Raw genomic sequence first — 24,399 nt, 5'->3', positions numbered from 1 at the left:
GATGATCCCAGGCGAATACCGGATCCAGTCCGGCAACATTGCGCTCAACGTCGGGCGCGAAACCCGAAGTGTGATCGTGGAAAACCACGGCGACAGGCCGATCCAGGTCGGCTCGCATTACCACTTTTACGAGGTCAACCCGGCGTTGAAATTCGATCGCGAAGCCACCCGAGGCTACCGACTCAACATCCCGGCCGGCACTGCCGTGCGCTTCGAACCCGGCCAGAAGCGGGAAGTGACGCTGGTGCAGGTGACGGGCGCGCAGCGCATTTTCGGTTTTCGCGGCGAGGTCATGGGCGAGGTGAAACATGGCTGAGATTTCACGCCAGGCGTATGCCGATATGTTCGGCCCCACTACCGGGGATAAAGTGCGGCTGGCCGACAGCGAGCTGTGGATCGAAGTGGAGGACGATCTCACGATCTACGGCGAAGAGGTTAAATTCGGCGGCGGAAAAGTGATCCGCGACGGCATGGGACAGGGGCAGATGACCGCCGACGACTGCGTGGATCTGGTGCTCACCAACGCGCTGATTGTCGATCACTGGGGGATTGTGAAAGCGGATATCGGCATAAAAGATGGGCGGATCTTCGCCGTCGGCAAAGCCGGAAACCCGGACATTCAGCCCGGCGTGACGATCCCGATTGGCGCGGCAACGGAAGTGATCGCCGCCGAAGGGAAGATCGTCACCGCTGGCGGGATCGACACCCACATCCACTGGATCTGTCCGCAGCAGGCGGAAGAGGCGCTGGTCTCCGGCGTCACCACCATGATCGGCGGCGGCACCGGCCCTGCGGCAGGTACAAACGCCACCACCTGCACGCCGGGGCCGTGGTATATCGCCCGCATGTTGCAGGCCGCCGATACGCTGCCGGTGAATATTGGCCTGCTGGGCAAAGGGAACGGTTCAAACCCGGACGCGCTGCGCGAGCAGATCGCGGCTGGCGCCATCGGGCTTAAGATCCACGAAGACTGGGGCGCGACGCCTGCGGCAATCAACTGCTCGCTGGAGGTCGCTGAAGAGATGGATATTCAGGTGGCGCTACACAGCGACACGCTGAACGAGTCCGGTTTTGTCGAAGACACGCTGGCTGCCATCGCCGGGCGCACCATCCACACCTTCCACACCGAAGGGGCGGGCGGCGGCCATGCGCCGGATATCATCACCGCCTGCGCGCACCCGAATATTTTGCCCTCCTCCACCAACCCGACGCTGCCCTACACGGTGAATACCATCGACGAGCACCTGGACATGCTGATGGTCTGTCACCATCTCGACCCGGATATCGCCGAGGACGTGGCGTTTGCGGAATCCCGTATTCGTCGGGAAACCATCGCCGCCGAAGACGTGCTGCACGATATCGGCGCGTTCTCGCTCACCTCGTCAGATTCACAGGCCATGGGCCGCGTGGGGGAAGTGATTATCCGCACCTGGCAGGTGGCGCACCGCATGAAGGTGCAGCGCGGCGCACTGCCGGAAGAGACCGGCGAGAACGACAACTTCCGCGTGAAGCGCTATGTCGCCAAATACACCATTAATCCGGCTCTTACCCACGGCATCGCCCATGAGGTCGGTTCTATTGAGGCGGGCAAGCTGGCGGATCTGGTGGTCTGGTCCCCCGCTTTCTTTGGCGTCAAACCGGCCACCATCGTCAAAGGCGGGATGATCGCCTGCGCGCCGATGGGCGACATCAACGCCTCGATCCCCACGCCGCAGCCGGTGCATTACCGCCCGATGTTTGGTGCACTTGGTGCCGCACGCCACGCCACGCGGCTAACGTTTGTCTCGCAGGCCGCTGATGCCAGCGGCATTCCGCAGCGGCTCGGATTGCAAAGCGCCACCGCGGTGGTGAAAGGCTGCCGGACGGTGAAAAAGGCCGACATGATCCACAACGATTTACAGCCGAATATCACCGTTGACTCGCAAACCTATGAGGTTCGCGTCGACGGCGAATTGATCACCAGCGAACCGGCAGAAGTTTTGCCGATGGCGCAACGCTATTTTCTGTTTTGAGGAGTGATGATGATTTATTTAACCCAACGCCTGGACCACGCGCACCCCGTCACCGCCAGCGTTACGCTGCCGATTGACGTGCGGGTAAAAAGCCGCGCCCGCGTGGCGCTGAACGACGGCCGCGAAGCCGGGCTAATGCTGCCGCGCGGCCTGCTGCTGCGCGGGGGCGACCTGCTGACTACCGACGACGGCAGCGAAGTGATCGAAGTGATCGCCGCCCCGGAGTCGGTTTCCGTGGTGCGCTGCGCCGACCCGTTCCTGCTCGCCCGCGCCTGTTATCACCTGGGCAACCGCCACGTACCGCTGCAAATCATGCCCGGCGAACTGCGCTACCACCACGATCACGTTCTCGACGACATGCTACGTCAGTTCGGGCTGGAGGTGACCTTCGCCAGCCTGCCCTTTGAACCAGAAGCGGGCGCTTACACCAGCGATGCCCACAGTCATGGCCACTCCCACGCTCATTCACATTAAGGACTCATCATGCGTAAGTATTTACCGCTGTTTCTGCTGGCCTTTTCCGTTCCGGCGCTTGCCCATCCCGGTCACGGGACCGACAGCTTTCAGGCAGGTTTTCTCCATCCGCTGACCGGGCTGGATCACCTGCTGATGCTGACGGGGGCTGGCGTGCTGTCCGCCCTGAGCGGCCGCAAGCTGCTGCTGCCGTTAGCAACGCTCGGCATGATGCTGGCTGGCGCCGTTGCGGGCAGCCTGCTCGGCGGCTTTAGCGGCATGGAGATGCTGATTATAGCCTCGCTGGCGGTCTGCGGCGTGATGATGTTTAAGACTGAAAATCGCCTGCTGCTGGCAGTGCCAGCCCTGGCGATGTTCCACGGCTGGGCGCACGGCGTGGAGATGTCCGGCCACAGCTTCTGGCTCTTTACCAGCGGATTTATGTTAGCCAGTGCCACGGTGCTGTGCGCCAGCTTCGCGGCAGGGCTGCTGCTGCGCCGTCACGACGGCCTGCGTAAAACCTTCGGCGGCGGGCTGATCGTCTCTGCCCTGCTGGCGTTGATGAGCTGATGGAGCATGCCCGCCAGCGGCTGCGCCTGATGCAGCTCTCCAGCAGTAGCCTGCCGGTCGGTTCGTTTACCTGGTCACAGGGGCTGGAGTGGGCTGTCGAGGCCGGGTGGATCACGGACGCTGAGGCCTTCAGGCGCTGGCAGATCCAGCAGATGGAGCAGAGCTTTTTCTGCGTCGACCTGCCGCTGTTTATCCGCCTGTACTGTGCCTGCGAGCAGCAGGACGTCGCGGCAGCAAAACGCTGGACGGCATACCTGCTCGCCTGTCGGGAAACGCGCGAACTGCGCGAGGAAGAACGCAACCGCGGCGCGGCCTTTACGCGCCTGGTTAAAAGCTGGGAACCCGCCTGCCCGCCAGAATGGCTGCCGCTGTTGATGCAGAGCCAGCTCGGCGGTATGGCGTGGCTCGGCGTGCGCTGGGGCATTAGCGCGCGCGAGCTGGCGCTGAGCCTCGGCTACAGCTGGATTGAGAGCGCGGTGATGGCGGGCGTCAAGCTGGTGCCGTTTGGGCAGCAGGCCGCACAACAGCTGATTATCGACCTGAGCGACCATTTTGCCGCCGGGTTTGAACAGGCATTTTTACGTGGCGACGACGCGCTGGGGGCAGCTACGCCGCTGTCCGCCATCGCCTCCGCACGCCACGAAACCCAATATTCACGACTATTCCGTTCCTGAGGAGTCAATATGGCTGATTACAAACATCCCCTGCGCGTTGGCGTGGGCGGCCCGGTAGGGTCGGGCAAAACCGCCCTGCTGGAAGCGCTCTGCAAGGCGATGCGCGACACCTATCATCTTGCGGTGGTAACTAACGATATCTACACCAAAGAGGATCAGCGCATCCTGACCGAGGCGGGTGCGCTTGAGCCAGAGCGCATCGTAGGGGTGGAAACGGGCGGCTGTCCGCACACCGCCATCCGCGAAGATGCCTCAATGAACCTGGCAGCGGTGGAAGCCTTGAGCGAGAAGTTCGGCAATCTGGATCTGATCTTCGTCGAAAGCGGCGGGGATAACCTGAGCGCGACCTTCAGCCCGGAGCTGGCGGACCTCACCATCTACGTGATCGACGTGGCCGAAGGGGAAAAAATCCCGCGCAAGGGCGGGCCGGGGATCACCAAATCCGATTTTCTGGTGATCAATAAAACCGACCTCGCGCCGTACGTGGGGGCGTCACTGGAGGTAATGGAGCGCGACACTAATCGCATGCGCGGCGAGCGTCCGTGGACCTTTACCAACCTGAAGGCGGGTGACGGGCTGGCGACGATTATTGCGTTTCTGGAAGAGAAAGGGATGCTGCGGATGTAGTGCGGTTTATTGCCGGGTGGCGGCTTCGCCTGACCCGGCCTACGATTTTTGCAGACCCGGTAAGCGCAGCGCCACCGGGCAAAAGACTTACGCCTCAGGCAGCTCCGCCAGCGGCCAGCGCGGACGCACGGACACGCTCAGGTCAGCCGTGGCGCCAGCGTTCAGGCGCACCATCCCGGCGTAGGCGATCATCGCCCCGTTATCGGTACAAAATTCCGGACGCGCGTAGAACACTTCCCCACGACGCTTTTGCATCATTTCGGCAAGCTTCGCGCGCAGCGTACGGTTGGCGCTCACGCCACCGGCCATCACCAGGCGCTTAAAGCCCGTCTGATCCAGCGCACGCTTGCACTTGATCATCAGCGTATCCACCACCGCATCTTCGAACGCACGGGCGATGTCGGCACGCGTCTGCTCGCTGTCGTCGTTATTGCGAATGGTGTTCGCCGCGAAGGTTTTCAGACCGGAGAAACTAAAATCCAGCCCCGGACGATCGGTCATCGGACGCGGGAAGACAAAGCGCCCTTCCGTTCCCTGCGCGGCCATTTTCGACAGCATCGGGCCGCCAGGATAATCCAGGCCAAGCAGCTTGGCGGTTTTGTCGAAGGCTTCACCGGCCGCGTCGTCGATCGATTCGCCCAGCAGCTCATACTTGCCAATGCCCGTTACGCTAATCAGCTGCGTATGACCGCCGGAGACCAGCAGCGCCACAAACGGGAACGCTGGCGGATTGGCTTCCAGCATCGGAGCCAGAAGATGTCCTTCCATATGGTGAACCGGAATGGCCGGAACGTCCCACGCGAAGGCCAGCGAACGCCCTACCGTTGCGCCGACCAGCAGCGCGCCAACCAGGCCCGGTCCTGCAGTATAGGCCACGGCATCAATATCTTTTGCACTTAACCCGGCCTCTTTCAGTGCCGCCTGAATCAGGGGAACCGTTTTACGCACGTGGTCACGAGAGGCCAGTTCAGGCACGACGCCGCCGTAGTCAGCGTGCAATTTCACCTGACTATACAGTTGGTTGGCCAGAAGCCCTTTTTCGTCGTCGTAAATCGCGATGCCGGTTTCATCGCAGGATGTTTCAATACCCAGTACACGCATGACTTGTTTTACCTCGTTTCAATACCGCGCAGTGTAGAGCCTGGGCGGGTTGATGTAAAACTTTGTTCGCCCCAGGAAGAAGCCTCGTGTATACTCTTCCCCCTTATAAAAGTCCCTTTCAAAATCGCATCGGTGCTTTACAAAGCAGCAGCATTTGCAGTAAAATTCCGCACCATTTTGAAATAAGCTGGCGTTGATGCCAGCGGCAAACCGAATTTATTAAAGGTGAGAGTTACATGCCGGTAATTAAAGTACGTGAAAACGAGCCGTTCGACGTAGCACTGCGTCGCTTCAAACGTTCATGCGAGAAAGCAGGTGTTCTGGCTGAAGTTCGTCGTCGTGAGTTTTATGAAAAACCAACGACCGAACGTAAGCGCGCTAAAGCTTCCGCTGTGAAACGTCACGCGAAGAAACTGGCTCGCGAAAACGCACGCCGTACTCGTCTGTACTAATCTGTTGAGGGCCACAGCCCTCAATTGACAGACAGAGTTGTAGTCGTAAGGCCGTGCTTCCGGAAGGAATGCGCGGCTTGTTTTCGTTTATAAGTCGCTTAAATTTTTGGGGCATATGGCCGGAAGAATCCCACGCGTTTTCATCAATGACCTGCTTGCCAGAACCGACATCGTCGATCTCATCGACGCGCGGGTGAAGCTAAAAAAGCAGGGCAAGAACTACCATGCGTGCTGTCCGTTCCATAACGAAAAAACCCCCTCTTTCACCGTAAACGGTGAAAAGCAGTTCTACCATTGCTTCGGCTGTGGCGCACACGGTAATGCCGTCGATTTTTTGATGAACTACGATAAGCTCGAGTTCGTTGAAACCGTCGAAGAGCTGGCGGCGATGCATAACCTTGAAGTGCCATATGAAGCAGGCAGTGGACCAAGTCAGATCGAGCGCCATCAGCGGCAAACGCTATATCAGTTGATGGATGGCCTGAATTCGTTTTACCAACAGTCTCTTAAGCACTCTGCGGCTGAGCCTGCGCGTCAGTATCTGAACAAGCGCGGACTGAGCGACGATGTGATTGCGCGTTTCGCTATTGGTTACGCCCCGCCCGGCTGGGACAACGTGTTAAAGCGTTTTGGCGGCAATAGCGAAGATCGTAAATCCCTCATCGACGCAGGCATGCTGGTCACCAACGACCAGGGACGAAGCTACGACCGCTTCCGTGAACGGGTGATGTTCCCGATCCGCGACAAGCGTGGCCGGGTGATAGGTTTTGGTGGTCGCGTGCTGGGTGATGCCCTGCCGAAATACCTTAACTCCCCGGAAACCGATATTTTCCATAAGGGCCGCCAGCTTTACGGTCTTTATGAGGCACAGCAGGATAATGCGGAACCTCCGCGTCTTCTGGTCGTCGAAGGCTATATGGATGTTGTTGCGCTGGCGCAGTACGACATTAACTATGCCGTTGCGTCGCTGGGAACGTCCACCACGGCGGACCATATCCAGTTGCTGTTCCGCGTCACCAACAACGTGATTTGCTGTTACGACGGTGACCGCGCAGGACGCGACGCCGCCTGGCGAGCGCTGGAAACCGCGTTGCCGTATATGACCGACGGGCGTCAGCTACGCTTTATGTTCCTGCCCGACGGTGAAGACCCGGATACGCTGGTGCGTAAAGAGGGCAAAGCGGCATTTGAAGCGCGGATGGAGCAGGCACAGCCGCTCTCCACGTTTCTGTTTAACAGCCTGATGCCGCAGGTTGATTTGAGTACCCCTGACGGGCGCGCGCAGCTCAGCACGCTGGCGCTGCCGTTAATCAGCCAGGTGCCCGGCGAAACGCTGCGCATCTATCTGCGTCAGGAGTTAGGCAACAAACTCGGCATTCTGGATGACAGCCAGCTTGAACGTTTAATGCCTAAACAGGCTGAAAACGGCACGGTACGCCCCGCGCCTCAGCTAAAACGCACAACCATGCGTATACTGATAGGGTTGCTGGTGCAAAACCCCGAACTTGCTCCGCAAGTGCCGTCACTGGCGGGTTTGAACCACGAAAAATTGCCCGGACTTGGCTTATTTTCAGAATTGGTCAACACTTGTTTGTCGCAGCCAGGTCTGACCACCGGACAACTTTTAGAGCATTATCGCGGCACAAAAGAGGCCGCTACCCTTGAAAAACTGTCGATGTGGGACGATATAGCAGATAAGGATATCGCAGAAAAAACGTTCACCGACTCACTCAACCATATGTTTGATTCGATGCTTGAGTTGCGCCAGGAAGAGTTGATTGCTCGCGAGCGCACCCATGGCTTAAGCAGCGAAGAGCGCCGGGAACTCTGGATGATTAACCAGGAACTGGCGAAGAAATAAATCCTTTACGTTGTCAGACAACGTGAAGGATGACGTATTTAACGGCTTAAGTGCCGAATATCGATCGGGAAGCCCCCGGCAGCCGCACTGAGAGGCAGCGGCAAAAATATAAGTACGCCCTCGCTTTAAAGGTTGGCAGCCCTATCGCCGACACCAATCAAACGAATTAAGTGTGGATACCGTCTTATGGAGCAAAACCCGCAGTCACAGCTGAAACTTCTTGTCCAACGCGGTAAGGAGCAAGGCTATCTGACCTATGCCGAGGTCAATGACCATCTGCCGGAAGATATCGTCGATTCAGATCAGATCGAAGATATCATCCAAATGATCAATGACATGGGCATTCAGGTGATGGAAGAAGCACCGGATGCCGATGATCTGTTGCTGGCTGAAACCTCCAACAACACTGACGAAGATGCGGAAGAAGCTGCTGCACAGGTACTGTCCAGCGTGGAATCTGAAATCGGGCGTACCACTGACCCGGTCCGCATGTACATGCGCGAAATGGGTACCGTTGAACTGTTGACCCGCGAAGGCGAAATTGACATCGCAAAACGCATCGAAGACGGGATCAACCAGGTTCAGTGCTCTGTTGCCGAATACCCGGAAGCGATTACCTATCTGCTGGAGCAGTACGATCGCGTTGAAGCGGAAGAAGCGCGTCTGTCCGATCTGATCACCGGCTTTGTCGACCCGAATGCTGAAGAAGATATGGCGCCTACCGCCACTCACGTCGGTTCTGAGCTGTCTCAGGAAGAGATGGATGACGACGAAGACGAAGATGAAGAAGAAGACGACGACAGCAGCGATGACGACAACAGCATCGATCCCGAGCTGGCGCGTGAGAAATTTGCCGAGCTGCGTACCCAGTACGAAGTGACGCGTGACACCATCAAAGCGAAAGGCCGCAGCCATGCCGCCGCTCAGGAAGAGATCCTGAAGCTGTCTGAAGTGTTCAAACAGTTCCGCCTGGTGCCAAAACAGTTCGACTACCTGGTAAACAGCATGCGCGTGATGATGGATCGCGTACGTACCCAGGAACGTATCATCATGAAGCTGTGTGTTGAACAGTGCAAAATGCCGAAGAAGAATTTCATCACCCTCTTCACCGGCAATGAAACCAGCGAAACCTGGTTCAACGCCGCTATAGCGATGAACAAGCCGTGGTCTGAAAAGCTGCACGACGTGAAAGAAGACGTACAGCGCGGCCTGCAAAAGCTGCATCAGATTGAAGAAGAGACCGGCCTGACCATCGAGCAGGTGAAAGACATCAACCGTCGTATGTCCATCGGTGAAGCAAAAGCCCGCCGTGCGAAGAAAGAGATGGTTGAAGCGAACTTACGTCTGGTTATCTCTATCGCCAAGAAATACACCAACCGTGGCCTGCAGTTCCTGGATCTGATTCAGGAAGGCAACATCGGTCTGATGAAAGCGGTAGATAAGTTTGAATACCGTCGTGGTTACAAGTTCTCCACCTATGCTACCTGGTGGATCCGTCAGGCGATCACCCGCTCTATCGCAGACCAGGCGCGCACCATCCGTATTCCGGTGCATATGATTGAGACGATCAACAAGCTCAACCGTATCTCCCGCCAGATGCTGCAGGAGATGGGCCGCGAGCCGACGCCGGAAGAGCTGGCCGAGCGCATGCTGATGCCGGAAGACAAGATCCGTAAAGTGCTGAAGATCGCCAAAGAGCCTATCTCCATGGAAACACCAATCGGTGATGATGAAGATTCGCATCTGGGGGATTTCATCGAGGATACCACCCTCGAGCTGCCGCTGGACTCTGCCACCACCGAGAGCCTGCGTGCCGCTACGCACGACGTGCTGGCTGGCCTGACCGCCCGTGAAGCGAAAGTGCTGCGTATGCGTTTCGGTATCGATATGAACACCGACCACACGCTGGAAGAAGTGGGTAAACAGTTTGACGTGACCCGCGAACGTATCCGTCAGATCGAAGCGAAGGCGCTGCGTAAGCTGCGCCATCCGAGCCGCTCTGAAGTGCTGCGTAGCTTCCTGGACGACTAACCCATGTAAACAGCAAAAAGCTCCCAATCGGGAGCTTTTTTTTTGTTTATTCCCTCTCCCTGTGGGAGAGGACCAGGGTGAGGGCATCAGGCCGCAGAGGAGCTAAAGCCCCCTCACCACCAGCGCCTCATCAAGTTCCCGATACGCCTCCACCAGCTTGTCCAGCGTCGCCCTGTTCAGCCCGCTCGGATTCGGCAACACCCAAACCTGCGTTACGCCAATGGTAATGTTCTGCTTACCCCACTTCGCACCGCGCTGGCTGAACGCCTGCTCGTAGGCCTGCTTGCCGAGGATCGCCAGCGCCGCGGGCTGGTAGTCTTCAATCTTCTTCACCAGTTCCCGCCCGCCAGTACGCAGCTCATGCAGATTTACTTCGCTCGCCTGCACCGTTGGACGCTCGACCAGCATGGTGATGCCACAGCGCGTATCCAGCAGCTGCTGCTCTTCTTCCGGCTTAAGCTGTTTGTCGGTAAAACCGGCCTGGTGGATCACCTTCCAGAAGCGATTTCCCGGATGAGCAAAGTGAAAACCGGTGTGCGCCGAGGACTTGCCCGGGTTGATTCCGCAGAACACCACCCGCAGGCCAGGGGCCAGAATATCGTTGATCATCTCTACTCCTGTCTATGCATCTTAAGATAAGTATAAAGGATTGATTATGCGTTGTTTATAAAAACAGCAGGCAGGTGTGAATGGCTGGATTGATGAGGGGAGTTACTTTATAATTCACCGCCACGGCCCCTTAGCTCAGTGGTTAGAGCAGGCGACTCATAATCGCTTGGTCGCTGGTTCAAGTCCAGCAGGGGCCACCAAATTTTAGCTTTAGAATCATCCAGTTAAGCCACTCGATTGAGTGGCTTTTTTGTTGTTGGGATTGCGGATGTCCCCTTTTTGTCCCCTCACATTACCGATTGCGTCATGTATCAAGCATCGTTTGCAAAAATTCGGGCTAAAAATACGTCTGATAAAGGGAAACTCAAGATTGCCTTTCACACCTTTTACATTTAAATTTCCGCACAAATGCTAAGGGATAAGACGATATGGATAAAAAATTACAATTAGAACATTTGCATGAATGCTTGCGCCGGGAAGTAATGATGAGTTCAAAAACATTTTCATGGTTCAGGGTGCTGCATAAAGCTATCAAATGCCCCAATCGCCGTTTCCACTTCTGGTGGCGCATTGCTTCGTACTGGCATCATTCAGACAGTAACTTCCTGAAAAAACGAGCTGCGAAGATAAACAGAAACCTCATTTTCAAATATGGAACTGAGATTCAGTTAGGGGCACACATCGGACCCGGACTGGTGATTTCCCACCATCACGGGATAGTGATAAACGGCTCCGCTGTCATCGGCCACTCTTTGCGTATCAGACAGAACACAACGATTGGCATTACCGGTGCTAGTATTCATAAAGAGCCGATATCCATTGTTATTGGCAACAATGTCAGCATTGGCGCGAATTCCTGTATCATCTCAGATAAGATTCGCATCGGTGACAACGTTGTAATCGGCGCTATGTCATTTGTGAACAAAGACATTCCCAGTAACACCACCGTCTACAGCGAAAAGACTTTGCATGTCATACCGAACAAATTACATGCAGCATGAAACAGGCACTGCTACACGTTTCAGTTTTTTAAAAGTGACTTCCTGCCACCAAACCCGCGCCAGCTCTCACCGTGCGGGTTTTCCCTGAGTTTTTCGCCTCTCACAATTTGATCTTCTTTTTTCACATAAAATCTAAAATGTTATTAACTATCTGATAGTTACGAATTTCATTAGATCCTCCACAGATCCATAAAAGTGAAAAACACTGAAATTTTTTTCAATCTTTTCAGTTCTGGTTTTACGCAAGACCGCCCGCACTGGCGCGGTCTGGCGGTCTGGTTTGTAGAAAAATAAAACTGAAAAATTTTTATGATCCAAAAACCGCAGGCGGGTGCGGTGTAGTGCGATTTTGGTCTGAGAAAGATTTTTTTGGCCGTGCTGTGACGCGCCAGCGCCCCGGTGTGGGCATGATCTGTTTTAAGGGTGGCTCTGAGTGTGCGAAAAGGCTGAACGCGCCAGAACGCAGCTGACAGCGCGTAGCGTTAGCTGCTTAAGAGGTAAGAAAAGAGATATCCCCGCCTGGGGATGAAGGACATAAAAAAACCCGCTTTCGCGGGTTATGTTCTGGACAGGTTTACTTGCCAATCACCGGGGAATATTTGCCGTTCAGCGTCTCCGCTTTCGTTCCGGTGTTCCGGATGGCTCCCGCGTTGGTCGGCGCTCCCGTATTGCTGTGCGTGTGGCTTGCCGTTTGCTCTGCCAGCTCTTTAACCACGTCGAGCGTGTCGAGCATCAGCTGTGCCACGTTGATAGTGCCAGAGCCAATCCATACCACCGGGGCAATAATCTGTTGTTGCACGGCTGCCACGCTTTTACGTATCTGGCCAATTTTCTCGATCAGGTCTTTACCCGTTGTGACTGTCTGGCTCCCGGCTATATCCGTTTCATCATTGCCGCCGATACTCGCCACGCGGTTATTTACAGCCTGGCTGTAATTACCCGTGCATACCTGCTGAATGGCTCCGGCCAGTAGTGTGGACGTGCCCAGCACGGTAATTTTATCCGTGGCCTTAACCGTGGTTTCGCGGCTGACCAGCTCCCGCTGTTCTGTATCGGCCTTAACCACCCGCGCCATAGAGGTTTCACTGATCGTCTGGTCTGTCTGCCTCACCCAGTCACCCGCCTGGGTGACGCGCTGCGACACTTCCGCACGCTGCTGTTGCAGCTGCTCGCCTGGCTGGATATCCGGGAGACTGGTTCCGTCCGGCACGGTATGCCGCACAAAAGGCTTATCCGGCCGTCCGCCAGTGAAAGCGATCTCAACCAGCGTCCCTTCGGGCGGAAACTGGAACATCCCCGAATCATTACCCGCCATAGGAACCGGTAGCGGTACAGCTGAATAAACAGGTGTGTCTTTATCCGGATTCCCGGCATCGGGCAATAGCTCACTTTCGGGCAGGCGCTGTAAACAATGACCGGCGGAGGCGCAACCGGCGCGGGTGTGCAGCCTGCGCACAACATCAGGCAGCTCAGCGCTGTATGCCGAAGGTCTTTCCGAGATTATCCAGTAGCTGATACCCCGTTCCGCTATGGGTGAAATGTGGGATCGGACGGTCTAAATAATCTGCATCCGGCACGCTGAAGGTCAGGCCGCTGTGCTCTGTCAGCCAGCTGGCCACTTCGCGCAGCGTGGGGGGCTGGAAGGAACATGGCCAGAGGCGTTCGAATACGCCGACCAGTTTAGGAACAAACAGACGCTGAAAGCCGTTTTCAGCAGGTTGCGAGCGTTCCACGTACCCGGTAAACCAGCGCAACACCAGATCGGTGTATCGCCGCCGCTGTCTGGCTGGATATCCGCTGCTGAATCGCCTGGCTGATATGGGGCAGACCTTTGCCCGGTGGATGCAGCTGTTTCCCAAAAATCGCACGGGTACGCCGTGAAAACTTACACGCGGCTCATCGGGTCATTGACCCGACCGCAAGGGATTTTTAAATAAATATTTATCTATCGACTAAATTTCCCCTTGTCCCAGCTCTCGCCACGGGCCGTTAAGTCAATTGACGGCGCGGCCGCTATTCCCTCAGCATCATAAAAAAATGCGGACGTTGTAAAGCTGTACACAGTGCCGTGAACAGTAAATGAGATATTGTTGCCTATGCCTTCAACTTTTGCGCGGGCGGTATTCGCTGTAAGCGTGGGCGCGATATGTTGTTTTTCGAGAGCCACCAGCGGATCACCGTCAATCTTACTCGCTAAAAAATAACGATACACTTCCCCGGTGGTCATGTTCGAGCCGTCATACTCAGTAATGTATAACCAGGTCCGGGGCGTGAGCTGGCGAACTTGATATAGCCGATCACTAACAGTTAAACGCTGTATATGTTGGAAATAACAGTACCCCGCGACCGCCAGGGCCATAAGAATAGTGGCGATCCAGTGCAGCGTCCTAAAAGTGATGCTGTTTAACATAGTCGATGCCTTGCTTTATCCAAAATTGGTCAATCGGATCATCACCAAACGGCGGGTCCCCGTGAAATTACCCCATTCGGGTCTTGATGTGCCGGCTTTCCACTGCGCCGCGCCGGCAGCAATAAGCAAAATCTTTGCAGGGATGCACGCTGCATAACCCACAGCGCCGTAATGGAAATTCCCGAAGTCAGCATAAGCCCGTTTATGTTGTTTGTAATCCCACGGCCCGCCGTTTCTTACTCGCTCATAAAACCACGTATACGTAAGCGGGGCGGCCATATTCTGGACTTCGTGACGCGCCCGCGCGAGCCTTATGTGTTCGCGCAATATCTCCAGCCCGCGGGGTGGATAAATCGGTATACATGCCATCGTTCTTCCTTTCTGCCAGGCAAAAAGGGCAACATAAGAGCAATAACGGTAATGCGTACTGCTGAAGATCAATTTATTAATTTTATTTGCAACATCAATAAGTAACGAAATTAAATAACACGAACCTATAACACAATTTGTATCACCTGCGATCCGTATTTAGTCATTAATGAGGGTTTACCCTCAATGGAAATGGAGTTTTAAAAATGGCTATTCCTGCTTATCTATGGCTTAAGGATGATGGCGGCAACCCGATTAAGGGATCTGTGGATGTTCAAAATAGAGAAGGTAGTATAGAGATCCTCTCTTTTAGTCACGGCTTGTTAGTTCCGACCGATAACAACACCGGCAAGATCACCGGCACGCGCTTACATGCGCCGCTCGTAATTGAAAAAGAGTTTGATAGCTCCAGCCCGTATCTCTACAAAGCGGTAGCCACCGGCCAAACGCTGAAAAGCGCAGAGATCAAGTGGTATAAAATCAACGATGCGGGCCAGGAGGTTGAATATTTCAATATGCTGCTTGAAAACGTCCGGGTAGTCAGCATTAACCCCGTCATGCATAACTGTAAAGAGCCAGCGTTACAGATACACAATCATAATGAGGGAATACAGCTCCGCTATGAGCGGATCACCTGGAAGTATTGCGATGGGAACATCCAATACTCGGACGCGTGGAACGAGCGGGTTACAGCGTAAAAAAAGGGCGGTTAATCCGCCCTGTATTGTTTTTAGTGCCAATTCTTTCGCCCCCTCGGTTTGCCAGCACGTAGCCTCCCCTCAATGGCAACATCCCGCGCGATCACCTGGTGCCAGCTCTCCGCACTTTTTATACATTTGGGGTATTTTAATCATGCTTAATGCTGTTAAGCATTCTCTGGCAGTTATTGCGGCGTACCGCTGCCGCTGCATGCCTCCAGAACCCCAAATTTTCGAGTTTCTCGGCTCACGCATTCAAAAGTGAACTCTAAGGTCACATTTAACCCCGTGCTCCCCGTTCCAGAAGGAAGATTCAATAACTCTCACTCTTTCACAAACCCTAAAAACTAAAGAAATCCCCCATCGCGCCGATCATCATCCGTGTGTATTATTTCCTTTAGCTTTTACAACAACTAACCTTAACTCAAATACTTAAGCGCCAGAGCGAAAGGCATCATGAGCACACCGATCAAACGGCTAGAAATCATTAAAAATGCCATTGAGCTGGAAGATGACGACATCATCCGGAGCCAGTTGAAACGTCTCAAAGAGGAAGCCTTTGACGATAATCTCCTGTCCATCGTCGCGGCGCTTGAGCAGAAAAATTACACCGCAGCCCTTCGCGCTATCACCGCCTGGCTGCAAAGCCAGCGCGCCGTTACCCCGTGGCGTGACCCGCAGCTGGCGGCCAGCAAGCTGGAGCTGAAAGCTCTGGAAGAGCGCTTGCGCGATCTGATTGATCGCCGTAACGCCCGGGTACAGCAGCTTGATGAATTCAACGATCTCTATTTCTCCCGCCTCGGGCCGTTGATGCAGCAGATCCTCGCCCTGCGTAAAACGCTGGCGGAGCTTAACCTGCGTCGTCAGCAGGCGGAGACGCGTCGTCGGGAAGAGGATTACCGCCGCTGCCAGGGCTATATGGCGCAGGCCGTAGAGGATCTGACAACGCTCACCAGGCGCTGGCGAGATCTGCCTGCGGATTCCGTTCAGGCGGCAGAGGCGCGCAAGCATCTTCAGCAGCAAAGTAATCTTATTGCCAACCTGCTGGCCGAAGCGATGGAGCTGGAGACCGGTTTAACGCGTGAAGAAGAGCCAGCACGTCAGGCGCGCGATGAGGCCAACGAAGAGTACAAAAAGTATCGCGAACAGCATCATGATGCCGAGGTGCGCCTGCGTAAAGGCAAGGATCTCTCTGAAGAGGATCGGAACGAGCTGAAGCGGCTCTGGCGTCAGGCGAGCAAGCTATGCCACCCGGATCTGGTTGCCGATGATTTAAAAGAGGAAGCCAACAGGATGATGGTGCAACTCAACCAGGCCAAACAGCGCGGCGACGTGAAGGCCATTCGCTCGCTGGTCGCCCGTCTGCAACAAGGGTTTGAACCGATGATGGCGAGCGACAGGCTGAACGACCTGGAACGTATTCGCAAAAAAATGGCGCAGGTGCGTGAGCAAATCGACACCCTGGTGAACGAGCTGGCAGAGCTGGAGAAGGAAGAGTCCTGGCTGCTCGTCTCGTCGCTCAGCAATATGGAAGCCTACTTTGCCCAGCAGGAGAAAGCGCTGAGAGAGGTATGCGCCTCGCTCGAACATCAGGTGAGCGAAGCGCAGCTGGATCCCGCAGCCTGATTATTTGGCGTGCCAGTACGCACTGGCACGTACCAGCTGTGGGTCAATTGCGTCGGTTTCAAACTGACGGCTCAGGCGTTTCACCACCTTCCCCTCTCCGGTCAGCCAGATAAAGTAATCCTCTTCCGGCACGGCCAGCGCTGCAAGATGGTCGGCTACCGCCTGCTCGTTGTGGCCGATAACCCAGGTGATGTTGAACCCGCTCAGGTGCGCCAGATAGTCCTGGTACGCCGCATCGCCCACGGTGACGATGGCGTGGATCGCCGGGGGAACAGGCAGTTTTGCGATGCTTTCTAAACGGCGGCGCAGCGCGGGCATACCCGACTCGTCGCACACGTACAGCTGCCAGGCGTAATCTTCCGGCACCACCAGCGAACCACGCGGACCGCCGATGGTCAGCTTGTCGCCCACCTTCGCCTCTACCGCCCAGTTGCTGGCAATGCCGCCATCATGCACGAAAAAATCGAGCGCCAGCTCGTGTTTTTCGTCATCGTACAGCGGGGTGTAGTCACGCGCCTGCGGACGCACCCCGTCGCCCCAGTCGATGCCTTCATCGGTCACCACAGGCGGCACGAAAGGGGTGCCCGGTGCCGGGAAAAAGACTTTGGTATGGTCGTCAAAGCCGCGAGAGCTAAAGCCCTCCAGCGCCTCGCCGCCTAGTACAATGCGCTGAAATCCTGCGCTGACTCGCTCAGTGCGCATCACGTTCAGCTCACGAAAACGCAGGTCATTGCGGACACGTTGAGGGTAACGGGTAGATGCCATGTTGATGCCCTTCTCAGGTGAATACGATATATCGGAATGAATTTTTAATGATAATGATTGCTATTAACTCAGAAATCAAGATCTTTTAGATTGCATCTGAATATATCTTAGATATAGTTTAGATATATCAAATTAAGGAAGAAACATGCGACACGAACACGACGGCGGCGGACGCCGGCCACGATTTTTTGGTCATGGTGATTTGCGGCTGGTGATCCTGGATATCCTGACCCGTAACGCGAGCCATGGTTATGAGCTGATTAAAGAGATCGAGAACCTGACGCAGGGACATTACACGCCAAGCCCTGGCGTGATCTACCCGACGCTGGATTACTTGCAGGATCAGGCGCTGATCACCATTACCGAAGAAGAGAACGGCCGTAAGCGGATTGCAATTAACGCCGCCGGGCAGCAATGGCTGGATGACAATCGGGAACAGCTGGAGCAGATCCAGACGCGTATCAAGGCGCGCTCCGTCGGGTTCCAGCTGCGCAAAAACCCACAGATGAAGCGGGCGCTGGATAACTTCAAAGCGGTTCTGGATCTGAAGGTTAATCAGGGAGAGCTCAGCGACGCGCAGTTAAAACAGATTATCGGCGTGATTGACCGCGCGGCACTGGAGATCTCCCAGCTGGATTAAGCCAGCACGCCGTCGCTCACGCGGAACACGCGGACCAGCTCTTTCAGATGTATCGCCTGTTCGTTAAGGGATGCCGCCGCCGCAACGGACTCCTCCACCAGCGCGGAGTTCTGCTGGGTGGTGGCGTCTATCAGGCCAATCGCGCTGTTGATCTGCGAGATACCTTCCGTCTGTTCATGGCTGGCCTGGCGAATTTCACGCAGGATGACGTCCATCTCTTCCACGTTGCCGACCATGCCGTTGATAAGCCCGCTGGCTTTCTCCACAAGGTTCATGCCGTCCTGCGTCTGGCTTGTGGAGCTTTCAATCAGCTGGCGGATCTCACTCGCAGATGTTGCACTTTTCTGCGCGAGCTGGCGTACCTCACCCGCCACCACCGCAAAGCCGCGACCATGCTCACCTGCGCGCGCCGCTTCGACCGCCGCGTTCAGCGCCAGAATGTTGGTCTGGAAGGCAATGGCGTCGATCAGGTCGATGATGTCGGACATCCTGTTCGATGTTTCGTTAATCAGGCGCATTTTGCTGGTGACCTGCTTCATCATCTCGCCGTTGTTTTTGACCACGGCAGCCGCATCGGCAGACAGGTTCGTCGCTTCTCCGGTGTGGGACGCGGTGTTCTTCACCGTGGCGGTAATCTGCTCCATCGACGCGGCCGTCTGTTCAACGGAACTGGCCTGCTCCTCCGTGCGGGCAGCCAGATCCTGGTTGCCCGCGACAATCTGTGCGGCGGCGCTGGAGATGTTTTCCGATCCGGTTTGCACCTGCTGCACAATCTCCAGCAGGCGCGTTTTCATCTCCATCAATGCGGTGAGGAGCAGTCCGGTTTCATCTTTACCGTGCGAGGTAATGCTGCCGGTGAGATCGCCATCGGCGATGGCCTCCGCAAAATTCACCGCGTCGTTCAGCGGGCGGGTAATGGATCGCACAATGAACCAGCCAGTCAGGCTGGCTGCCGCGACGCTGAAAAGCGTAATCAGGATCAGCAGCAGACGATTAGTGCGGAAATCGCCTTCCACCTGCTCGCCCGCACTCTGCATTTCATGATCCTGGATCGCAATCAGCGCCTGCACTTTCGCTTTATAAGACTGTTGCAGGTCCAGGGTGTTGGTCATCATCTCGTTTATCGCGCCCGCACGGTCGTTATTCTGCATGGCCTGCAAAATGCGGTAGCGCGAGTCAAGATATTGCTGGCGTACGCCGTGGATGTCCGCCAGCACCTGTTGGGATTTTTTATCCTTGAGAGCGTTGTCCAGCTCGCTCAGGATTGCGGTGATGCGCTCGCTTATCGCCTTCAGACGCTGTTCTGATTGCGTCGTGTACGTTCCCTGTTCGTCCAGCAGCATGAGCTGCTGCGTGCTGATAAATTCCTGGAAGTTGTCGATTAACTGGTTCGCTTTTACCGTAGTTGGATAGTCGCTGGTAAGAATGGTTTGCATTCCATTGTTTGCCCGATTCAGGCTCATCAGAGACAAGCTTGCGCTGACGACCATCAGGACAATAAATAATCCAAACGCCAGAAATAATTTCGTGCCGATCTTTACGTCATGTATGAACATATTTACCCCATCGATGTGATTATTTCTCAGACGATCGCTGTTATCGGTAGGAAACTCGCTAACTTTATGACTTTGATCGTTTTTTTATTTATCACTTTCAAGAAATCCGGGGCGTAGCAATTAAAAATCGGGTTCTTTTTTTAGTTACTTAATATTTCATTAACAACATAACTTATTCTGAAAAACAAAAAAGCCGTTTACCCCGGAGGAATAAACGGCTTTATCGAAGCATGCATTTCTTAATGCAGCACGGTAACCGCATCTTCAAGACGTCCGGCCCGGTGCTTAACCATCGCGGAAATCTGCGCGCTCTCTTCGACCAGGTCAGCATTTTTCTGCGTAATGCTGTCCAGTTCTGCCACGGCACGGGTCAGCTCTGTCAGGCCTGTCGCCTGCTCGGAGGTGGAGTGGCTGATCTGCGCGATAAGCTGCGTGACGTTTTTCACCTGCTCGACAATATCATCCATGGTACGTCCCGCGGCGTGGACCTGATCGGCGCCCGACTGCACTTTGCTGGCGCTGGCGTCGATCAGCTTGCGAATATCGTTAGCCGCGTTCGCGCTGCGGCTGGCAAGATGACGCACTTCGCCCGCCACCACCGCAAAGCCTTTCCCCTGTTCGCCCGCGCGTGCCGCCTCAACCGCGGCGTTCAGCGCCAGAATATTGGTCTGGAAGGCGATGTCATTGATAAGCGAGGTAATAGAGCCAATGCGCTGGGTACTGTCGGCAATGTCATCCATGGTTTTCACCACGGTCTGCATCACGGTGCCGCCCTGCGTGGCCGCGCTGCTGGCAGCCATCGACAGCTTGTCGACTTCGGCTGCGGTCTCAGAGTTACTCTGCACCGACGCCGCCATCTGGTTCATTGTTGCCACAGTCTGCTGCACGTTAGCCACGGTCTGGCGCGTGCGGTCGTTGAGATCTTCATTGCCCTGCGCCAGCCTGTCGCTGCCGTCGCGCACGCTCACCACCTGGCTGGAGACGTCGTTGATCAGCCAGCGGCACATCAGCCCCAGTTGTCCGACGGCCCGCAGCGTCAGCCCCAGTTCATCGCTGCGGTTAAGATGCTGCACGCTGTTACGCTCGCCGGTAGCGACCCTGAGCGCCTGCCGTGCGACGTTTTCCACCGGGCGGACAATCTGTTGCTCAAACACCAGGGTGCCAAGCAGCATCACCACGGCTGCCGCCACCAGCGAAGCCCAGCCTGCGGCACTGGCAACCAGCGTTGCGGCCATCACCGCAAAAAGTACCGCCATTACGCTACGCACTCGCCAGCGCAGCGGCATCGCCGGTAATTTGCCGAGCCAGCCTTTGCGCACCACCAGCCCTTTATGAATGCGTTTTTTGCTACGTCCTTCATTGAGCGCCTTATAAAGCGGCTCCACCGCGGCGACCTCGTCCTCGGTGGCGCGGGTACGAATGGACATATAGCCCGTCATCTGACCGTTACGCACCATTGGTACCGCATTGGCGCGTACCCAATAGTGATCGCCATTTTTACGTCGGTTTTTGACAATCCCGCTCCAGGGCTCGCCCTTTTGCAGCGTGTACCACATGTCGGCAAAAGCCGCTTTCGGCATATCGGGGTGGCGCACAATGTTGTGCGGCTGCCCGAGCAACTCCTGAAGCGTAAAGCCACTCACTTGCACAAAGGTGTCGTTAGTGTGGGTCATGTAGCTGTGGAGGTCGGTGGTCGACATAAGCGTGGTGTCATCGTCCAGCGGATATTCATTCTGGGTGACATAGTCAGGAGAGGACATAGTGAGCATCCCTTGCAGGTTATTTGAATGTTAATTTTGTGGCTTATGTTTTTTCGGCGATAAAAAATTTATCTTTAGTTGTTAAATATGATTGAGATCGCAAATCTCGGTTAAACCGCACTTTTCGTACGCTTTTCTAATTAATTGATTTAAAATACTTTCGACACGAAACTACCTACAAAGCATGATCCTCCGGCGCACACTTAAGGCGCATTTCCTGCCCTGGAGCAGTGCAATTGACGAAACCCAATCCCCGGCTCGTTATCCCTTATCCCGTGCGGCGCGCGATGGCATGATTAAATATTGTGCAACTTTGATTTAACCTGGCGTTTATCCCGATTTTTGTTAAGGCATCTGAGGTGGCGTAATCCCTGCAATACTTAACTCAGTATCATGTGATACGCGATCCCCGGGAGCATATTTTGAACAGGTTACCTTCCAGCGCCTCGGCTCTTGCCTGTACCGCGCACGCACTGAATCTCATTGAAAAGCGAACGCTTGATCATGAGGAGATGAAACAACTTAACCGTGAGGTCATTGATTACTTTAAAGAGCATGTGAATCCTGGTTTTCTGGAGTATCGCAAATCTGTTACCGCCGGCGGGGATTACGGAGCCGTAGAGTGGCAAGCGGGGAGTCTGAATACGCTTGTCGACACCCAGGGACAGGAGTTTATCGATTGCCTGGGTGGTTTTGGTATTTTCAACGTGGGGCACCGTAATCCAGTTGTGGTTTCCGCCGTACAGAATCAACTTGCGAAACAACCTCTCCATAGCCAGGAACTGCTCGATCCGCTTCGCGCCATGCTCGCGAAAACGCTGGCAGCCTTAACGCCCGGTAAGCTGAAATACAGCTTCTTCAGCAACAGCGGCACCGAATCGGTCGAAGCGGCGATTAAACTCGCCAAAGCGTACCAGTCGCCGCACGGGAAATTCACCTTTATCGCCACCAGCGGCGCGTTCCACGGGAAATCCCTGGGCGCACTGTCGGCGACCGCCAAATCCACCTTCCGCAAACCGTTTATGCCGCTGCTGCCGGGCTTCCGCCACGTACCGTTCGGCGACATCAACGCCATGCGCACCATGCTGAGTGAATGCCGTAAAACCGGCGACGACGTGGCGGCGGTGATCCTGGAGCCGATTCAGGGCGAAGGAGGCGTGATCCTCCCGCCGCAGGGCTATCTGCCCGCCGTGCGTCAACTGTGCGATGAGTTTGGCGCGCTGCTGATCTTCGACGAAGTGCAGACCGGGATGGGGCGCACCGGCAGGATGTTCGCCTGCGAGCATGAGAACGTTCAGCCAGACATTTTATGCCTGGCGAAAGCGCTCGGCGGCGGCGTGATGCCGATTGGCGCAACGGTCGCCACTGAGGAGGTCTTCTCGGTGCTATTCGACAACCCGTTCTTACATACCACCACCTTTGGCGGTAACCCGCTGGCCTGTGCGGCAGCGCTGGCCACCATCAACGTGCTGCTGGAGCAAAACCTGCCTGCGCAGGCGGAGCAGAAAGGCGACATGCTGCTGGACGGCTTCCGTCAGCTGGGCCGGGAATACCCGGATTTGGTACAGGATGCGCGCGGGAAAGGGATGCTGATGGCGATTGAGTTCGTTGATAACGAAACCGGTTATAGCTTCGCAAGCGAGATGTTCCGCCAGCGGGTACTGGTGGCGGGAACGCTCAACAACTCGAAAACCATCCGCATTGAGCCACCGTTGACGCTCACCATTGAGCAGTGTGAGCAGGTGCTGAAGGCGGCGCGCAAAGCGCTGGCGGCGCTGCGGGTGAGCGTGGAAGAGGCGTAAAAAACGCCGGGTGGCGCTACGCTTACCCGGCCTACAACATACTGCAGATGTCGGCCCGGTAAGCGTTAGCGCCACCGGGCAAACACCGCCTCCTCTCGCCCCCGTAGGCCCGGTAAGTGCAGCGCCACCGGGCAAACACCGCCCCCTCTCGCCCCCGTAGGCCCGGTAAGCGTTAGCGCCACCGGGCAAAACGCTACTCCGGCAACAACCCCACAAAGCAGCGTTTTTTGCGCGGCTCTGACATCAACTCTTCAAGCTTGTCCACGCACGCCAGATAGTGTGGCGTTTGCTTATGCGCCAACACCGCCTCTTCGTCTTTATAGGCCTCATAGATAAAGAACCGGGTTTTCACCCTCGGGTCCTGCAAGACGTCAAAGCGCAGGTTTCCCGGCTCCTGGATCGCCCCCTCGTGGTTGGCGCGAAATACCTCCAGAAACTCATCCACCCGCTCGGGTTTGATGTTGATTTCCACCAGCGTCACGTTCATTTTGCTTCTCCCTGTTTCTCTTCCTGCCAGAACTGGAACGCCTCACGGGCGCTCATGTTCTCGTGAACCACTTTCTTCACCGCCTTCAGCATGGCGAGCGGCGCGCTGGACTGGAAGATGTTGCGCCCCATATCCACGCCGGACGCGCCCTGGTCAATCGCCCGCCAGCACATCTCAAGCGCCTCATGCTCCGGCAGCTTTTTGCCGCCCGCGATAACAATCGGCACCGGACAGCTGGCGGTCACTTTTTCAAAGCCCTCGTCCACGTAGTAGGTTTTGACGAACTGGGCCCCCATTTCGGCAGCGATGCGGCTGGCGAGCGAGAAATAGCGCGCGTCGCGCGCCATCTCTTTACCCACGCCCGTCACCGCCAGCGTCGGCATGCCGTAACGCGCCCCCGCATCCACCAGCTTGATGATGTTGTTGATCGACTGATGTTCAAACGGGCTTCCGATATAGACCTGCGCCGCCACCGCGCAGACGTTCAGGCGCAGCGCGTCTTCCATCGCCACCGCCACGCACTCGTTAGACAGCTCGCCCAGAATCGAGTTACCGCCGGAGGCGCGCAGCACCACCGGTTTGTTCGTCGCGGCAGGTACCTGGCTCCTGAGGATGCCGCGGGTACACATCAGCACGTCGGTTTCGCCAAACAGCGGCGCGATGGAGAGATCGATACGCTCAAGGCCGGTGGTCGGTCCCTGAAAGTAACCGTGGTCAAAGGCCAGCATCACCGTGCGGTTGCTCTGCGGGTTGAAAATGCGCGAAAGCCTCGACTGCATGCCCCAGTCGAGCGAACCGCAGCCCTTCAGGGTGTACGGCACATTCTGCTGCGGCGTACCGATGCCAAAATCCTTGCCGTCTTTGATGTCGTCTAAATCAGCCATTTGCTCCCCCG

25 protein-coding genes, 1 tRNA gene and 1 pseudogene are annotated in these 24,399 nt (G+C 55.8%); 15 read left to right on the top strand and 12 right to left on the bottom strand.

Annotated features, from left to right (window positions below; all coding sequences use genetic code 11):
• Nucleotide 1: 1 nt before the first annotated feature.
• From ACOT1A_RS12830 to ureG, 6 genes are read left to right on the top strand one after another with little or no spacing between them, the layout of a single operon-like run.
• A complete protein-coding gene (locus ACOT1A_RS12830) occupies nucleotides 2-316 on the top strand; it encodes an urease subunit beta (RefSeq protein ID WP_015571906.1) in 315 nt (104 codons plus the stop codon).
• The gene (gene ureC, locus ACOT1A_RS12825) at nucleotides 309-2,012 is read left to right on the top strand and encodes an urease subunit alpha (RefSeq protein WP_058646839.1); all 1,704 of its coding nucleotides are present in this window, start codon (nucleotides 309-311) and stop codon (nucleotides 2,010-2,012) included. Before ACOT1A_RS12830 ends, ureC begins: the two co-directional genes overlap by 8 nt.
• 9 nt (nucleotides 2,013-2,021) lie before the next feature.
• Complete coding sequence (gene ureE / locus ACOT1A_RS12820; RefSeq protein ID WP_045308003.1) at nucleotides 2,022-2,486, top strand: urease accessory protein UreE; 465 nt, start codon at nucleotides 2,022-2,024, stop codon at nucleotides 2,484-2,486.
• Between the two features lie 9 nt (nucleotides 2,487-2,495).
• The gene (locus ACOT1A_RS12815; protein ID WP_003862561.1) at nucleotides 2,496-3,035 is read left to right on the top strand and encodes a HupE/UreJ family protein; all 540 of its coding nucleotides are present in this window, start codon (nucleotides 2,496-2,498) and stop codon (nucleotides 3,033-3,035) included.
• Nucleotides 3,035-3,709 (top strand): urease accessory protein UreF, encoded by a 675-nt coding sequence (locus ACOT1A_RS12810; RefSeq protein WP_063150201.1) that lies wholly within the window; start codon nucleotides 3,035-3,037, stop codon nucleotides 3,707-3,709. The genes ACOT1A_RS12815 and ACOT1A_RS12810 overlap by 1 nt, the downstream gene beginning before the upstream one ends.
• 9 nt (nucleotides 3,710-3,718) lie before the next feature.
• Nucleotides 3,719-4,336 carry an urease accessory protein UreG gene (ureG, locus tag ACOT1A_RS12805; protein WP_023298635.1) on the top strand — a complete coding sequence of 206 codons (618 nt, stop codon included), beginning with the start codon at nucleotides 3,719-3,721 and terminating at the stop codon, nucleotides 4,334-4,336.
• An 87-nt stretch (nucleotides 4,337-4,423) separates the two neighbouring features.
• On the opposite strand, the gene tsaD is transcribed toward ureG, so the two are convergent.
• Nucleotides 4,424-5,437, bottom strand: coding sequence for a tRNA (adenosine(37)-N6)-threonylcarbamoyltransferase complex transferase subunit TsaD (gene tsaD, locus ACOT1A_RS12800; protein WP_022649449.1), 1,014 nt, complete (start codon nucleotides 5,435-5,437; stop codon nucleotides 4,424-4,426).
• Nucleotides 5,438-5,673: 236 nt separating this feature from the next.
• Here tsaD and rpsU point away from each other — a divergent pair, with 236 nt between their 5' ends.
• The 3 genes from rpsU to rpoD all read left to right on the top strand — a co-directional run bounded on the left by rpsU (nucleotide 5,674) and on the right by rpoD (nucleotide 9,781).
• Nucleotides 5,674-5,889 (top strand): 30S ribosomal protein S21, encoded by a 216-nt coding sequence (gene rpsU / locus ACOT1A_RS12795; protein ID WP_001144069.1) that lies wholly within the window; start codon nucleotides 5,674-5,676, stop codon nucleotides 5,887-5,889.
• Nucleotides 5,890-6,004: 115 nt separating this feature from the next.
• The gene (dnaG, locus tag ACOT1A_RS12790) at nucleotides 6,005-7,750 is read left to right on the top strand and encodes a DNA primase (RefSeq protein ID WP_003862574.1); all 1,746 of its coding nucleotides are present in this window, start codon (nucleotides 6,005-6,007) and stop codon (nucleotides 7,748-7,750) included.
• A 186-nt stretch (nucleotides 7,751-7,936) separates the two neighbouring features.
• Nucleotides 7,937-9,781: an RNA polymerase sigma factor RpoD gene (rpoD, locus tag ACOT1A_RS12785; protein ID WP_006812010.1), complete on the top strand. Its 1,845-nt coding sequence runs from the start codon at nucleotides 7,937-7,939 to the stop codon at nucleotides 9,779-9,781.
• 102 nt (nucleotides 9,782-9,883) lie between these two features.
• On the opposite strand, the gene mug is transcribed toward rpoD, so the two are convergent.
• The gene (gene mug / locus ACOT1A_RS12780; protein WP_023298636.1) at nucleotides 9,884-10,390 is read right to left on the bottom strand and encodes a G/U mismatch-specific DNA glycosylase; all 507 of its coding nucleotides are present in this window, start codon (nucleotides 10,388-10,390) and stop codon (nucleotides 9,884-9,886) included.
• Nucleotides 10,391-10,514: 124 nt separating this feature from the next.
• On the opposite strand from mug, the gene ACOT1A_RS12775 reads away from it, so the two are divergent.
• A tRNA-Ile gene (locus ACOT1A_RS12775) sits at nucleotides 10,515-10,590 on the top strand.
• Between the two features lie 228 nt (nucleotides 10,591-10,818).
• The gene (locus tag ACOT1A_RS12770; protein ID WP_023307017.1) at nucleotides 10,819-11,391 is read left to right on the top strand and encodes a serine acetyltransferase; all 573 of its coding nucleotides are present in this window, start codon (nucleotides 10,819-10,821) and stop codon (nucleotides 11,389-11,391) included.
• Between the two features lie 574 nt (nucleotides 11,392-11,965).
• Here ACOT1A_RS12770 and ACOT1A_RS12765 read toward each other — a convergent pair.
• The 5 genes and pseudogenes from ACOT1A_RS12765 to ACOT1A_RS12745 form a co-directional block, all read right to left on the bottom strand.
• Complete coding sequence (locus tag ACOT1A_RS12765) at nucleotides 11,966-12,685, bottom strand: hypothetical protein (RefSeq protein WP_368958419.1); 720 nt, start codon at nucleotides 12,683-12,685, stop codon at nucleotides 11,966-11,968.
• 71 nt (nucleotides 12,686-12,756) lie between these two features.
• A pseudogene (gene lysC / locus ACOT1A_RS12760) lies at nucleotides 12,757-12,852 on the bottom strand (Rz1-like lysis system protein LysC); the annotation flags it as partial.
• An 8-nt stretch (nucleotides 12,853-12,860) separates the two neighbouring features.
• Nucleotides 12,861-13,259 carry a hypothetical protein gene (locus ACOT1A_RS12755; protein WP_276170037.1) on the bottom strand — a complete coding sequence of 133 codons (399 nt, stop codon included), beginning with the start codon at nucleotides 13,257-13,259 and terminating at the stop codon, nucleotides 12,861-12,863.
• Nucleotides 13,260-13,336: 77 nt separating this feature from the next.
• On the bottom strand, nucleotides 13,337-13,801 hold the full coding sequence (locus ACOT1A_RS12750; RefSeq protein WP_017692646.1) for a hypothetical protein: 465 nt from the start codon (nucleotides 13,799-13,801) through the stop codon (nucleotides 13,337-13,339).
• Between the two features lie 15 nt (nucleotides 13,802-13,816).
• Nucleotides 13,817-14,170, bottom strand: a complete 354-nt coding sequence (locus tag ACOT1A_RS12745; RefSeq protein ID WP_276170036.1) for a polymorphic toxin type 44 domain-containing protein — start codon at nucleotides 14,168-14,170, stop codon at nucleotides 13,817-13,819.
• 206 nt (nucleotides 14,171-14,376) lie between these two features.
• Between ACOT1A_RS12745 and ACOT1A_RS12740 the strand changes: the two genes are divergently transcribed.
• Both ACOT1A_RS12740 and ACOT1A_RS12735 read left to right on the top strand, forming a co-directional pair.
• Nucleotides 14,377-14,868, top strand: a complete 492-nt coding sequence (locus tag ACOT1A_RS12740; protein ID WP_045327447.1) for an Hcp family type VI secretion system effector — start codon at nucleotides 14,377-14,379, stop codon at nucleotides 14,866-14,868.
• A gap of 456 nt (nucleotides 14,869-15,324) precedes the next feature.
• Nucleotides 15,325-16,494 carry a DNA repair protein gene (locus tag ACOT1A_RS12735; protein ID WP_046620830.1) on the top strand — a complete coding sequence of 390 codons (1,170 nt, stop codon included), beginning with the start codon at nucleotides 15,325-15,327 and terminating at the stop codon, nucleotides 16,492-16,494.
• On the opposite strand, the gene ACOT1A_RS12730 is transcribed toward ACOT1A_RS12735, so the two are convergent.
• Entirely contained in the window at nucleotides 16,495-17,259 is a 765-nt protein-coding gene (locus tag ACOT1A_RS12730) for a siderophore-interacting protein (RefSeq protein ID WP_032626343.1), read from the bottom strand.
• Between the two features lie 145 nt (nucleotides 17,260-17,404).
• On the opposite strand from ACOT1A_RS12730, the gene ACOT1A_RS12725 reads away from it, so the two are divergent.
• Nucleotides 17,405-17,899, top strand: a complete 495-nt coding sequence (locus ACOT1A_RS12725) for a PadR family transcriptional regulator (RefSeq protein WP_017382401.1) — start codon at nucleotides 17,405-17,407, stop codon at nucleotides 17,897-17,899.
• Here ACOT1A_RS12725 and ACOT1A_RS12720 read toward each other — a convergent pair.
• Nucleotides 17,896-19,455 carry a methyl-accepting chemotaxis protein gene (locus ACOT1A_RS12720; protein ID WP_276170035.1) on the bottom strand — a complete coding sequence of 520 codons (1,560 nt, stop codon included), beginning with the start codon at nucleotides 19,453-19,455 and terminating at the stop codon, nucleotides 17,896-17,898. The genes ACOT1A_RS12725 and ACOT1A_RS12720 overlap by 4 nt on opposite strands.
• A 239-nt stretch (nucleotides 19,456-19,694) precedes the next feature.
• Nucleotides 19,695-21,215 carry a methyl-accepting chemotaxis protein gene (locus ACOT1A_RS12715; protein WP_045335753.1) on the bottom strand — a complete coding sequence of 507 codons (1,521 nt, stop codon included), beginning with the start codon at nucleotides 21,213-21,215 and terminating at the stop codon, nucleotides 19,695-19,697.
• A gap of 422 nt (nucleotides 21,216-21,637) precedes the next feature.
• Between ACOT1A_RS12715 and ygjG the strand changes: the two genes are divergently transcribed.
• Nucleotides 21,638-23,017 (top strand): putrescine aminotransferase, encoded by a 1,380-nt coding sequence (ygjG, locus tag ACOT1A_RS12710; protein WP_063163516.1) that lies wholly within the window; start codon nucleotides 21,638-21,640, stop codon nucleotides 23,015-23,017.
• Between the two features lie 193 nt (nucleotides 23,018-23,210).
• Here the strand turns inward: ygjG and lsrG are convergent, their stop codons facing one another.
• Both lsrG and lsrF read right to left on the bottom strand, forming a co-directional pair.
• Nucleotides 23,211-23,504 carry a (4S)-4-hydroxy-5-phosphonooxypentane-2,3-dione isomerase gene (lsrG, locus tag ACOT1A_RS12705; RefSeq protein ID WP_022649458.1) on the bottom strand — a complete coding sequence of 98 codons (294 nt, stop codon included), beginning with the start codon at nucleotides 23,502-23,504 and terminating at the stop codon, nucleotides 23,211-23,213.
• Complete coding sequence (lsrF, locus tag ACOT1A_RS12700; protein WP_022649459.1) at nucleotides 23,501-24,388, bottom strand: 3-hydroxy-5-phosphonooxypentane-2,4-dione thiolase; 888 nt, start codon at nucleotides 24,386-24,388, stop codon at nucleotides 23,501-23,503. Before lsrF ends, lsrG begins: the two co-directional genes overlap by 4 nt.
• Nucleotides 24,389-24,399: the final 11 nt, after the last annotated feature.

The organism is Enterobacter cloacae complex sp. SYL003 (assembly GCF_049236925.1).
In the GTDB taxonomy this organism is placed as follows: domain Bacteria; phylum Pseudomonadota; class Gammaproteobacteria; order Enterobacterales; family Enterobacteriaceae; genus Enterobacter; species Enterobacter intestinihominis.
The sequence above is the reverse complement of the archived record's forward strand: the minus strand, read 5'-3'. Positions and strand labels throughout refer to the sequence as shown.